This is a genomic window from Actinoplanes sp. NPDC051470 (genome assembly GCF_040682035.1).
Taxonomy (GTDB): domain Bacteria; phylum Actinomycetota; class Actinomycetes; order Mycobacteriales; family Micromonosporaceae; genus Actinoplanes.
In genome coordinates, this window is sequence record NZ_JBFBAA010000016.1 from 47,230 (window position 1) to 59,772 (window position 12,543).

Genomic DNA, 12,543 nt, shown 5'->3' on the forward strand with positions numbered 1-12,543 from the left:
CGTCCGGCCGGGCCCAGACTCCCGTGAGAACCCCGGTGCGCGGCCGGTGGCCGGGTGCCAGACTCCCGCGGGTGGGAGACGAGCAGCGAGACATGACGGTGACCTCGGCCGACGGAACGCTGCTGGCGGTCCGGCGACGCGGGCGGGGACCGGCGGTGGTGCTGGTGCACGGGTCGGCCGGCGGGCTCGACTCGTGGGACCCGGTCGTGCCCCACCTCGACGAGGACTACGAGCTCTGGGTCTACGCGCGGCGCGGCTACCAGCCCAGCGACCCGGGCCGGCGCTCCAAGACGTACGCGGACGATGTGTCTGATCTCGAAGCCGTCATCGCCGCGACCGGCGGGACCGCCCACGTGGTCGGCGGATCCTACGGCGCCGTGGTCACCCTGCACGCGGCGCTCCGGCTCGAGACCATGAACAAGATCGCGCTGTTCGAGCCGCCGTTGTTCACCAGCGGCACCGACGCGCTGAAGCCCTACCGGGACCTGCTCGACGCGGGCGACGTGCCCGGGGCGATCCGGCTGTTCGCGGAGCGGGTCGCGCGGGTGCCGGCCGAGATCCTCGCGGCCTTCGACGGTCAGGGTGATCCGGCCGAGGCCGCCGGCAGCCTCCACGACCTCGAGGCGATGGCCGCCGACCGCCCCGACCTCGGGCGCTGGGCCGACGTGAGCCTCCCCACCCTGATCATCCAGGGCGGGGAGACGTGGGCGCCGATGCCGGCCACGATGGACGCGCTGGCCGAGGCGATGCCGAAGGCGACCCGGGTGGTGCTGCCGGGCCAGTCCCACTTCGCCACCCACACCGCCCCGCAGCAGTTCGCCGCCGAAGTGCGGAGGTTCCTGGCCTGAGGACTTAAGGCCTGTTCATGACCCGGCCCTAGGAGAGGGCGTCGGCCGCGGCCGGGTCGCTGTCGCGAAGGAACTGAGCGCAGCGGGCCGCCTCGTCGGCCTCGCCGATCGCGTCGGCCGCCTGGGACAACGCGTGCAGGCAGCGCAGGAAGCCCTGGTTGGGCTCGTGCTTCCAGGGCACCGGGCCCTGGCCCTTCCACCCGTTGCGGCGCAGGGCGTCGAGGCCGCGGTGATATCCGGTGCGGGCGTACGCGTAGGCGGTCACCGGCTGGCCGGCGGTCAGCGCCAGCTCGGCCAGCGCGGCCCAGGCGCCACTGAACGCCGGGAAGCGGGCGGCCACCGCGGCGTACGCCTCCGCGGTGCCGACGGCGCGGGCCTCGGCCAGCGCGGAATCGGCGTCGGCCTGGGCCGGCAGCAGCGTGGCGGGCGGCTCGGGGAGAAGGTTGTGCATGACTCAGTAACCTACCGGCATGCCCGGTGACCCCCTGCAGCCAGTCTTAGGCGGAAATCTTCCGTTCGACGCGACCGCCGACGAGATCGAGTCGCGCGCCGAGTTCGACACCCACCACGCCAAGCGGTCCCTGGCCGGCCTGGTCGTGCTGGGCCTGCGGCTGGACGTCGACCCGCCGGACTTCACCGACGTGGACGTGCGCGAGACGCTGTTCCTGGGCTGCCACATGGCGTCCGACGAGGTGGAGGTCGATCTTACCCGGCGGGGCGCGCATGTGGTGCCGCCGTTCGAGACGCGGCCGTACCCGACGCACCCGGCCCTGCTCTACACGCCTGAGGATCTTGCCGCCGGGTTCACCCAGAACGGCTTCGCCGGCATGTACGACACGAGCGTCTACCAGCACTTCCTCGACCACGGTGGGGCAACGCCGGACATCCGGGAGGCGATCGCGCAGCGGCTGCACGACGCCGGGATCGACAACGCGCTGGGCAAGGCGCTGGCCGGCTGGGCCCGGACGCACGACGCCGAGGCGCCCCGGCCGGTCGGGATCATGGGCGGGCACGCCGAGCCTCGCGGGTCGGCCGCCTATCGGATGGCGGCCGAGTTGTCGTGGCGCCTGGCCGGCGCCGGCCGGTTGATCGTGACCGGCGGCGGGCCGGGGGTGATGGAGGCGGCGAACCTGGGCGCCTACTTCTCCCAGCGCGGTCGGCCGGAGCTGAACGCCGCGATCGACGACCTGAGCAGGGCGCCGGACTTCCACGATCACGACCCGTTCACGGCGGCGGCGATCGCCGTACGGGCGGCGTACCCGGCGGAAGCGGGCCTGACCAACGGCGGCCTCGCCCTGCCCACCTGGCTCTACGGTCACGAGCCGGCGAACCTCTTCGCCGGCCAGATCGGCAAGTATTTCTCCAACGCGGTACGGGAAGACTCGATCCTGCGGCTGTCGCGGGGCGGGATCGTGTTCGCGCCGGGCTGGGCTGGCACGGTCCAGGAGATCTTCCAGGCCGCGACCAAGACCTTCTACCGTACGGATGGTCCGTCCGGCGCCTTCGTCTTCCTGGGCGTCGACCATTGGGCCCAGCTGCCGGTCGAGGCCCTGCTCCGCCCCCTGCTGGCCCGCTCGCCGCACGGCGACCAGTCCGGCCTGATCGTGGTCACCGACTCCTTGGACGAGGCGGTCGCCGCGCTCGCATAGAGAGGCGCGTTCGCGTATAGAGGCGCGTTCGCGTATAGAGCCGCGCTCGCTCAGAGAGGCGCGTGGCCATCAGGCGATGTGGACGCGGCGGTAGGTGTTGGCCACCGGCAGGTCCGAGGCCGGCACGTCGGTCAGCCCGTTCTCGTCCATCGCGTTGTAGATCGCCAGGCGGGCGCCGTCGAAGAGGAACTCGACCGCGTGCAGGATGCGCGGCCGCCACTCGGCCGTCGTCACCAGCTCGATGACGTTGACCGCGCGCAGCACCTTGCCGCGGGCGTTGCGGAGGGCGGCGTGCGGGTCGGGGCGCCAGTCGAAGTGTTCGTACCAGTCGATCGGGACGCGCATGTCGATCTGGTTCCAGGTGATCGCGCACTCGTCGAACTTACGGTGGGTTACCTCGACATGCGTCTTGCCGAACTGCAGGACGACCGGGCCGTCGGCGAACCAGCCGCGCTCGGCGATGTCCCACATCAGCCAGCCGGACTGCAGCGGACGGCCGATGAGCTTGGTGAACCGGTGTCGATGCACGGCGGCGAGGGCCTCGGCGTCGTGGTGCCAGACAGGTTCATAACCTTCGATACCGAGCACGGTCACCTCCATCCATCGGAGACGGAGGACGATCGTACCCATACCCGTGCGTAACCGTGCAACACAGGAATGGCCGGCCTCCCGCGAAGGAGACCGGCCGTGACGGTGCGATTACTTCGAGAGAGTGGTTCCGGTCGAGCGAAGGTTCTCGCACGCCTCGACGACGCGCTGGGCCAGACCGGCCTCGGCCAGCTTGCCCCAGGCCCGCGGGTCGTACGCCTTCTTGTTGCCGACCTCACCGTCGATCTTGAGGACGCCGTCGTAGTTCTTGAACATGTGGTCGGCGACCGGGCGGGTGAACGCGTACTGGGTGTCGGTGTCGACGTTCATCTTCACCACGCCGTAGTCCAGGGCGCCGTGGATCTCCGACAACAGCGAGCCGGACCCACCGTGGAAGACCAGGTCGAACGGCTTCTCCTTGCCGTACTTGGCGCCGACCGCCTCCTGGATCTCCTTCAGGATCTCGGGGCGCAGCTTGACGTTGCCCGGCTTGTAGACGCCGTGCACGTTGCCGAAGGTCAGGGCGGTCATGTACACGCCCTTCTCACCCAGGCCGAGGGCGGCGGCGGTGGCCAGGCCGTCCTCGACGGTCGAGTACAGCTTGTCGTCGATCGCGGCCGAGACGCCGTCTTCCTCGCCGCCGACGACGCCGACCTCGATCTCCAGGATGATGTGGGCCTTCGCACACTCGGCCAGCAGTTCCTCGGCGATCCGCAGGTTCTCGTCGACCGGCACGGCCGAGCCGTCCCACATGTGCGACTGGAACAGCGGCGCCTGACCCCGGTTGACCCGCTCCTGGGAGACGGTCAGCAGCGGGCGGACGTACTTGTCGAGCTTGTCCTTGGGGCAGTGGTCGGTGTGCAGCGCGATGTTGACCGGGTAGTTCTTGGCCACCTCGGTGGCGAACTCGGCCAGCGCGACCGCGCCGGTGACCATGTTCTTGACGGTCGGGCCGGAGACGTACTCGGCGCCGCCGGTGGAGATCTGGACGATGCCGTCGCTGCCGGCCTCGGTGAACCCCTGCAGGGCGGCGTTGAGGGTCTGCGAGGAAGTCACATTGATCGCGGGGTACGCGAACGCGCCGGCCTTGGCGCGGTCGAGCATCTCGCGGTAGACCTCTGGGGACGCGATGGGCATCGGAATTACTCCTTAGATCTTCGCCTGCGGCAGAGGGCAGGACCGCGTCATGGCCGAGCGAAGCGGGGTCATGATCGCGCGTACCGGCTCTTCACTGAGTAGGCACTGTCCTCCAGCCTCGCAGTATTCCGCAGCGATTACGCGGATCGGAAATCGGGGATGGGCTAAAACCGGTCGGCGCGGGGGACGCCACGCTGGGATCATGTCCCGGTGCTACTGACCCTGACCACCACGCACCGCCCGGCCACCGACCTCGGTTACCTGCTGGTGAAGCACCCCGACAAGGTGCATACCGCCGACCTGCCCACCGGTACGGCCTACGTGCTGTACCCGGAGGCGACCGAGGAACGGTGCACGGCGGCGTTGCTGCTGGACGTGGATCCGCAGCGGCTGCGGGGACGGGCCGACGCGTTCGCCCTGGGTCAGTTCGTCAACGACCGGCCGTACGCCGCCTCCAGCCTGCTGGCCGGCGCCCTGAACAAGGTGTTCCGGTCGGCGCTGCGCGGCCGCTCGAAGGACCGGCCCGAGCTGGCCGAGCGGGCGCTGCCGCTGGAACTGCGGGTGCCCGTGCTGCGCGGCACGCCGGAGCTGGCCGAACGGCTGTTCACGCCGCTCGGCTGGCGGGTGGTGGCCACGCCCATCCCGCTGGACGACGTCCCCGAGACACATCCGCTGGCCGGGCCCAGCCCGTACATCGATCTGGTCCTGACCGGGACCATCCGCGTCGCCGACGCGCTGAACCACCTCTATGTCCTGCTCCCGGTCCTGGACGACGCCAAGCACTACTGGGTGGCGCCGGACGAGATCGACAAGCTGCTGCGCTCCGGCGAGGGCTGGCTGGCCGGGCACCCCGAGAAGGTGCTGATCACCCGGCGTTACCTGGCCCACCGGAAGTCGATGGCGGCGAGCGCGCTGGAACAGCTCGACCAGGCCGACCCGGACAGCGTGGACGCGCCGGCCGACACGGCCACCGACGAGGAGGCCGAGCTGCCGGTCGCCCGCCGGCAGTCGCTGGCCGAGCAGCGACGGGACGCGATCGTGGCCGCCCTGCGCGAGGCCGGCGCGGCCCGGGTGCTCGATCTCGGGTGCGGCGGCGGCGCCCTGCTCGGCGCGCTCCTGAAAGACTCGCACTTCGCCGAGATCGTCGGGGTCGACGTCTCGTCGCGGGCGCTCGACCTGGCCGAACGCCGGCTGCGGCTGGACCGGATGCCGGAGCGCAAGCGGGCCCGGCTCAAGCTCTTCCAGTCGGCGCTCACCTACCGTGACGACCGGCTGCGGGGCTACGACGCGGCGGTGCTGATGGAGGTCATCGAACACCTCGATCCGCCCCGGCTGCCCGCGCTGGCGGCGAGCGTCCTCGGCCACGCCCAGCCGGCCACGGTCGTCGTGACCACGCCCAACGCCGAGTACAACGTCCGCTACGAGGGCCTGACCGGCCTGCGCCACTCGGACCACCGCTTCGAGTGGACCCGCGCCGAGTTCGGCGGGTGGGCCCGTTCCACCGCCGAGGCCTACGGCTATGCGGTCGAGATGCGCGGCGTCGGCGAGATCGATGAGGCCTTGGGTACGCCCACCCAGATGGCGATCTTCCGGAAGGAGGAATCAGCATGACCCAGATCGACATCCCTGAGCTCGCCCTCGTGGCGCTGGTCGGCATCTCCGGGTCGGGCAAGTCCACGTTCGCGCGCAAGCACTTCAAGCCGACCCAGGTGCTGTCCTCCGACTTCTTCCGCGGCCTGGTCGCCGACGACGAGAACGACCAGTCCGCCTCGTCCGACGCCTTCGAGGCGCTGCACTACATCGCGGGCAAGCGGCTGGCCGCGGGCCGGCTCACCGTGGTCGACGCCACCAACGTGCAGCAGCACGGCCGGGCCGAGCTGGTCAAGGTGGCCAAGGAGCACGACGTGCTGCCGGTCGCGATCGTCCTCGACGTGCCCGAGAAGCTGGCCTGGGAACGCACCGAGGCCCGGCCCGACCGGAACTTCGGCCCGCAGGTGATCAGCCGGATGTCCCGCGACCTGCGGCGCTCGCTCGGCCGGCTGGCCCGCGAGGGCTTCCGCAAGGTGCACGTGCTGCGCGGGCCGGACGAGATCGAGAACGCCACCATCCGGTACGAGAAGCTGTTCAACGACCGGCGTGAGCTGACCGGCCCGTTCGACATCATCGGCGACGTGCACGGCTGCCGGGCCGAGCTCGACCTGCTCCTGGCCAAGCTCGGTTACGTCGTCCAGGACGACCGGGCCCGCCACCCCGAGGGCCGCACCGCGGTCTTCGTCGGCGACCTGGTCGACCGCGGCCCCGACTCCCCCGGCGTGCTGCGCCTGGTGATGAACATGGTGGCCGACGGTGACGCGCTCTGCGTCTCGGGCAACCACGAGCAGAAGCTGGCCCGCAAGCTCAACGGCCGCAACGTCCAGCTCACCCACGGCCTGCCCGAGACCCTCGCGCAGCTTGAACTCACCGACGACTCCTTCGTGACCGAGGTGCGTCGCTTCATCGACGGCCTGATCAGCCATTACGTGCTGGACGGCGGCAACCTGGTGGTCGCGCACGCCGGGCTCAAGGAGGCCTACCACGGCCGGGCCTCCGGCCGCGTCCGCTCGTTCGCGCTCTACGGCGAGACCACCGGCGAGACCGACGAGTACGGCCTGCCGGTGCGCTACCCCTGGGCCCGTGACTACCGTGGCCAAGCCGCCGTCGTGTACGGGCACACGCCCACCCCAGTGCCGGAGTGGATCAACAACACCATCTGCCTCGACACCGGCTGCGTCTTCGGCGGCACCCTGACCGCGCTGCGCTGGCCGTCCCGCGAGATCGTGGCGGTGCCGGCCGAGCGCGAGTACTACGCGCCCGCCCGCCCGCTGGTCGCCCCGTCGCGCCCGGCCGACGAACTGGACATCGCCGACGTGACCGGACGCCGGCACATCGACTACGGGTACGGCCGCACGACCATCCCGGCCGAGAACGCGGCGGCCGCGCTGGAGGTGATGGGCCGGTTCGCGATCAACCCGGCCGACCTGGTGTGGCTGCCGCCGACCATGGCGCCCTGCTCGACGTCGACGCTCGACGGTTACCTCGAACACCCGGCGTCGGCCTTCGGCGACCTGCGGGCGGCCGGGGCCAGCCGGGTCGTGTGCGAGGAGAAGCACATGGGCTCGCGGGCCGTGGTCCGGGTGTCCCGTTCCGGCGGTGCGATCTGGACCCGGACCGGGCGGCCGTTCTTCCCCGACTCGACCGAGCTCCTGGGCCGGATCCGGGCCGCCGCCACCCCGCTCTTCGACGAGCTGAACACCGACTGGCTGCTGCTCGACTGTGAGCTGCTGCCCTGGTCGGCCAAGGCCGCGTCGCTGATCCGCACCCGTTACGCCGGGGTCGGCGCGGCTGGGCGTGCGGCCCTGCCCGCCGCGCTGTCGGTGGTCTCGGCCGCTTCCGGGCGCGGGCTCGACGTCGGTGAGCTGCGAGACCGGCTGGCGCTGCGGTCGGCCGAGATCGACGGCTACTCGGCGGCGTACCGGACGTACGCGACCGACGAGCCGGTGACCCTGGCGCCGTTCGCGGTGCTGGCCGGCCAGGGCGTCTCGTACGCCGATCGCGACCACGGCTGGCACCTGGCCATGGCCGACCGGCTCGTCGCCGCCGACCCCGCGCTGTTCACGCCGACCCGGCGGATCGTGGTCGACCTGGGCGACGAGGCGTCGGAGGCGGCCGCGACCGAGTGGTGGCTCGCGCTCACCGAGGCGGGTGGTGAGGGGATGGTCGTCAAGCCGTACGCCGGCCTGAAGGTCACCGACCACCAGGGCCGGCTCGTGCAGCCCGGGGTGAAGTGCCGCGGCCGGGAGTACCTGCGGATCATCTACGGCCCCGAGTACACCCGGCCGGACCAGCTGGGCGGGCTGCGCCGGCGGTCGCTGGGACGTAAGCGCAACCTGGCCCTGCGTGAGCACGGGCTCGGCCTGGCGGCGCTGGACCGGCTGGCCGAAGGGGCCGCCACCTGGCGCATCCATGAGCTGGTCTTCGCCGTTCTGGCCTGCGAGTCCGAGCCGGTCGACCCGAGGTTGTGAACGCTCAGGCCGTACACAGGGAAGTGCCAGATATCTGCCGGTACCCTGGCTCCCCGTGGACTTCCGTGCGTTGGACGAGCAGCTCGCCCTGAACCCCCTCGACCCGAAGGATCTGTTGCAGACCTTCGGGCTCTACGGGGTCTGGGCGATCCTGTTCGCGGAGACCGGCCTGCTGGTCGGCTTCTTCTTCCCCGGCGACTCGCTGCTGTTCCTGGCCGGGGTCGCGGCGTCGCCGGTGGCCGACGCGATGTTCGGCGACGGCACCAAGATCTCCATCGTCGGACTGCTGATCGGCGCCCCGATCTGCGCGATCCTCGGCGCCCAGCTCGGCCATCTCCTCGGCCGCAAGTACGGCCGCAAGATGTTCGAGCGCCCCGACTCGCGGCTGTTCAAGCGCGAGTACGTGGAGAAGGCCGAGTACTACTTCGAGAAGTTCGGCCCGGCCAAGGCCGTGGTGCTCGCCCGCTTCATCCCGATCGTGCGGACGTTCCTCAACCCGGTGGCCGGCACCCTCGGCATGCCGGCCCGGCAGTTCCTGATGTGGAACATCGTCGGCGCCGTCCTCTGGACCGACGGCATCCTGCTGATCGGCTACCTGCTGGCCGGCTCGATCTACAAGGTCGTCGGTGCCCACATCGACCGGTACATCCTGCCCGTGGTCGCGCTGATCGTGCTGATCTCGGTGCTGCCGATCGCGCTCGAGATGCTCCGCGAGCGAAAGGCGAAGAAGCGCCAGGCGGCCGAGGGTGATCCGGAAGCGGTGGCCGGCCCGGCGACCGCGATCGGCGTGGTCGCGGCGGCCACCGTGGTGGGCATCGCCGACTCGATCCACGACGAGATCGAGGAGCACCGGCCACACCCGCCGCACCACGGCGGCGGCGTCTACGGCCAGCGGTCAGATGGTGACGGGGGCGGCCGCCTGTAGGCGGTCGAGAAACTCCTCCGGACACTCCCGCAGGCCGTCCAGGCGGCCGGCGGTCAAGGCGCGGTAGGTCAGCTGCGCGGCCTCGTCCAGGTTGCGGGCACGCTTGTGGGCCAGCTCGACGGTGTCCGCCATCACGACGCACCCGTGCTGGCTGAGCATCAGGCAGTCGGTGCCGTCGGCGGCCATCGCCGCGGTCAGCGCGGCCAGTTCGATGGTGCCGGGGAGCCGGAACGGAACCGTCGAGACCCGGCGCAGGTAGAACGCGTGGTCGGTGGTGACGATCCGGATGTGCTCGCCCAGCGCGTCCAGCAGCAGCGCCGTCTGCGGGTGCAGGTGGACGATCGCCTGAACGTCTTCCCGGGCGCGGTACAGCGCCAGGTGGAGCGCGAGCTCGCTGGTCGGCTCGAGGTGTTGCCGGCCGGACGTTCCGGGCACGAGCCCGACCGTCGCCGGCTCACCGTCCGAGACCCGCACCGCCGTGAAGTCGGTGCGGCTGAGGCGGTCGAGCCAGGCGCCGCTCGCGGTGACCCAGCAGGCGTCCTCGTCCGGGATACGAGCCGACAGGTTGCCGCCCGATCCACAGACCAGGCCGGCTTGGACCACGTCATATCCCACAAACGCGAGCTGATCGCGCAGATCGCCGGGGACGTAGTTCACCCGAATAACTCCTGAGTCCTCGAGCCTGGCGTCACGCCAACGACGTGGTGACGCCAGGCAGAACGCTGCCCTTGTCGGTCAGCTTGGTGCTCAGCGCGCCTTCTTCGTCGCCCGCTTACGCGGCGGGGTCAGCAGATCGGCGATGGTCGCGATCGCGGTCGGGACCAGCCGGTAGTACGCCCACACGCCACGCTTCTCACGCTCGAGCAGCCCTGCCTCGGTGAGGATCCGCAGGTGGTGGCTAACAGTGGGCTGCGAGAGGCCAAGCGGGGCCGTAAGGTCGCAGACGCACGCCTCGCCGTCCGTTGCGGACTGGATGAGGCTGAGCAGCCGCAGCCGTGCGGGGTCGGCGAGTGCTTTGAGCACTCCCGCCAGACGCTCGGCGTCGGCACGTTCAATCGGCTCGCCCGCGAGGGGCGAGATCTGAGGCATTGTCATTTCCGCCAACGCAGTTCCCACGATCTCCATCCTTCCACCAACTGCATCGATTCTCCTGCATGGATGCAGGAACGAACCGGCTGACTTTCAGGCCGTAAGGCCGACATCGAGCACCGGGTTGGTCTATCTGTTCGACTTCCCGTCGCCCCTGCGGGTTCCGTTGGTCGCCCATTCCTCGGCACCGACTTCGGTCTCTGCCTCCTGCAACGCCTCAGCAGCCGTCTGGTCGCTGCCCAACGCCGTCAAGCTCTCGATCCCCCACCTCGGAGTGAGACGCTTCACATTGTCGATTCGTCGATCCGTCTGGCCACGTTGCCGTCGGCGGCCCTCCGCCACCCGCGACGTGAAGCTCGGCCGGGTGCTGCGCCGGCACCCTTTGCCGTCCCCTTGCTTCACGACCCGATGAAAGCACGCCACAACACTGTGCAACGACCCTTTAGTCGATGAATTTACGCAGGTCGTAGCGCCCTTCCCTACATCTGAGAGTACTGGCTGCCGGAAACCGGACCGTTCCGCCCCGCCGGGGCGGAAAGGAACAATTGACCCTCGCCAGTACGGCGGGTCTATTGGAAATATTGTTTACTGAATGACCGTCGATTTAGGGCGATCCGTAAGGGATCGACGCTGCTCAAAGCACCTATCCGCGGCTCAGGAGCGAGATCTAACCCTGAACGTCGCTGGGGCGGCAGCGTTCAACGCGCGATAACACCTTTAGCCGTACGTCAGAAAACACCCGCCGATAAGGCCGGTGTGAGGCTGGCCGGACGGCCGTGACCCACCCATCCTCGGTGGTCAACGGTACCCGTTCGGGTGACACACAACCATCAATGTCCCGACACGCAAGGGTGACCGTGCACACCCGGCTTCACCTCGGCGAACGCACAGCCGATTCTCAGCCGGCAACGCTGAGTAACCACTCTCACGGCCGGTCGGCACCGGTTCCGGTCAGTACTCATCGGATTCTGGCCAATCTCACAATCGCGCGGTATGCAGGCAATGGCGCTGGTCGATGGCCTATCCCGCCACTAGATCCGTTAAGGCCTATGCGGTGTGACCGATGTCACGTCCGTTTGCACCCTCGGCGTTTCACTCTTTGACGTCATTGCCGGCGCCGGACGACCCCGACGGACGGTCGGGTTCGTCGTAGGGCGGCGCCACCGGGGTCGGCGAGGCGGCCGCGGGCGGGATCGGCGCGGCCTGGTCGGACCGGGCCGCCTCCTCGGACGCGAGGCGGCCGCCCGGTGCGGCGCCGGCGTCGGCGGGCGCATCGGCCGGGGTGGGCTGAGCGGGGTGCGGCGCGGACGGGGCCGCACCCGGTGTGGGCTGGGCCGATGCGGGGGCGGCGGCCGCTGGGCGGGACCAGAAAGCGTGGTCCTCGGCCGTGGGCGCCGCACCGGGCGGGACCACGGCCGGCTGAGGCGGGCCGTAGGGCGGCTGGACGACTGGTGGCGCCGCCGGGAAGGCCGCGGCCGGGTGGGCGGAACCAGCCGGGTGAGCGGTCGTGGCCGGGAAGGTGGGCGACGCCGGGAACGCGGCCGTCGGGTGGTGACCGGGCGCGCCGGACACCGGCTGAGGCTGACCGGCCATCGGCTGAGGCTGACCGGGATAGGCGTTCGCCGATCCGTATGTCGGCAATGCGACATAGGACTGGGAGCGCTGGGCCGGGTCGCCGGCCGGGCGGAAGTAGCCCCGGCTGACCACGAGCAGCAGCGCGACGATCAGGTAGCCGACGATCTGCGCGACCAGCAGGGTCACGTTCAGGCCGATCCAGGACCCCGGATACGCCTCGGTCAGCGCGGAACCGAGCGTTCCCGGCGTACCGTCACCGGCTCGTTGCGCGCCCACCGCGATGGCCGAGCCGCACCCGACGAGCACGCCCAGCGCGCAGACCACCCAGGTCGCGATCCGCGAGCCGTTGCTGCCGCGGCGCAGCCCGAGCGCCAGCACGATGTAGAGCGCGAACAGCACCACCGCCAGCACCGTGCCGAGGGCGGCGAACGTCCACACCACCGTCACGTACCCGTCGACGTCGGCGCTCGCCGCGCTGCCGGCGTCGGCGCGGAAACGGTCGATCACGCCGGGCGTCACGATCAGCGTGACCACCGCGTAGGCGAGGCCGACGAACGCCATCACCAGCAGCAGCACCGCCGCCAGCTGGGTCGCGACCGGCCGGCGCGGCGGATCCGCGGCCGGTGGAGGCGCCTGAGGGGGATACGTGGCGGCGTAGGACATGAGGGGAA

11 protein-coding genes are annotated in these 12,543 nt (G+C 70.5%); 5 read left to right on the plus strand and 6 right to left on the minus strand.

Annotated elements, in window-relative coordinates:
• Positions 1-92: 92 nt before the first annotated feature.
• The gene (locus tag AB0M54_RS26660) at positions 93-848 is read left to right on the plus strand and encodes an alpha/beta hydrolase (RefSeq protein WP_364474290.1); all 756 of its coding nucleotides are present in this window, start codon (positions 93-95) and stop codon (positions 846-848) included.
• 28 nt (positions 849-876) lie between these two features.
• On the opposite strand, the gene AB0M54_RS26665 is transcribed toward AB0M54_RS26660, so the two are convergent.
• Positions 877-1,299 carry a DUF3151 domain-containing protein gene (locus AB0M54_RS26665; RefSeq protein ID WP_364311949.1) on the minus strand — a complete coding sequence of 141 codons (423 nt, stop codon included), beginning with the start codon at positions 1,297-1,299 and terminating at the stop codon, positions 877-879.
• 19 nt (positions 1,300-1,318) lie between these two features.
• Between AB0M54_RS26665 and AB0M54_RS26670 the strand changes: the two genes are divergently transcribed.
• Positions 1,319-2,497, plus strand: a complete 1,179-nt coding sequence (locus tag AB0M54_RS26670) for a hypothetical protein (RefSeq protein ID WP_364311952.1) — start codon at positions 1,319-1,321, stop codon at positions 2,495-2,497.
• Between the two features lie 69 nt (positions 2,498-2,566).
• On the opposite strand, the gene AB0M54_RS26675 is transcribed toward AB0M54_RS26670, so the two are convergent.
• Together AB0M54_RS26675 and fbaA are read right to left on the minus strand one after the other, a co-directional pair.
• The gene (locus AB0M54_RS26675; RefSeq protein WP_364311954.1) at positions 2,567-3,085 is read right to left on the minus strand and encodes a hypothetical protein; all 519 of its coding nucleotides are present in this window, start codon (positions 3,083-3,085) and stop codon (positions 2,567-2,569) included.
• A 111-nt stretch (positions 3,086-3,196) separates the two neighbouring features.
• Positions 3,197-4,222: a class II fructose-bisphosphate aldolase gene (gene fbaA / locus AB0M54_RS26680; protein ID WP_364311956.1), complete on the minus strand. Its 1,026-nt coding sequence runs from the start codon at positions 4,220-4,222 to the stop codon at positions 3,197-3,199.
• A 210-nt stretch (positions 4,223-4,432) separates the two neighbouring features.
• Here fbaA and AB0M54_RS26685 point away from each other — a divergent pair, with 210 nt between their 5' ends.
• The 3 genes from AB0M54_RS26685 to AB0M54_RS26695 are packed head-to-tail and all read left to right on the plus strand — an operon-like array spanning position 4,433 to position 9,208.
• Positions 4,433-5,833, plus strand: coding sequence for a 3' terminal RNA ribose 2'-O-methyltransferase Hen1 (locus AB0M54_RS26685; RefSeq protein WP_364474292.1), 1,401 nt, complete (start codon positions 4,433-4,435; stop codon positions 5,831-5,833).
• On the plus strand, positions 5,830-8,283 hold the full coding sequence (locus AB0M54_RS26690) for a polynucleotide kinase-phosphatase (RefSeq protein ID WP_364474294.1): 2,454 nt from the start codon (positions 5,830-5,832) through the stop codon (positions 8,281-8,283). Before AB0M54_RS26685 ends, AB0M54_RS26690 begins: the two co-directional genes overlap by 4 nt.
• Before the next feature lie 55 nt (positions 8,284-8,338).
• Positions 8,339-9,208 carry a DedA family protein gene (locus tag AB0M54_RS26695; protein ID WP_364311963.1) on the plus strand — a complete coding sequence of 290 codons (870 nt, stop codon included), beginning with the start codon at positions 8,339-8,341 and terminating at the stop codon, positions 9,206-9,208.
• Here the strand turns inward: AB0M54_RS26695 and AB0M54_RS26700 are convergent.
• The 3 genes from AB0M54_RS26700 to AB0M54_RS26710 all read right to left on the minus strand — a co-directional run bounded on the left by AB0M54_RS26700 (position 9,179) and on the right by AB0M54_RS26710 (position 12,535).
• Positions 9,179-9,865, minus strand: coding sequence for a class II aldolase/adducin family protein (locus AB0M54_RS26700; protein ID WP_364474296.1), 687 nt, complete (start codon positions 9,863-9,865; stop codon positions 9,179-9,181). The two genes, AB0M54_RS26695 and AB0M54_RS26700, sit on opposite strands and share 30 nt — an antisense overlap.
• Positions 9,866-9,955: 90 nt before the next feature.
• Positions 9,956-10,333 (minus strand): metalloregulator ArsR/SmtB family transcription factor, encoded by a 378-nt coding sequence (locus AB0M54_RS26705; protein WP_014440216.1) that lies wholly within the window; start codon positions 10,331-10,333, stop codon positions 9,956-9,958.
• A gap of 1,056 nt (positions 10,334-11,389) precedes the next feature.
• A complete protein-coding gene (locus AB0M54_RS26710) occupies positions 11,390-12,535 on the minus strand; it encodes a hypothetical protein (protein WP_364474298.1) in 1,146 nt (381 codons plus the stop codon).
• Positions 12,536-12,543: the final 8 nt, after the last annotated feature.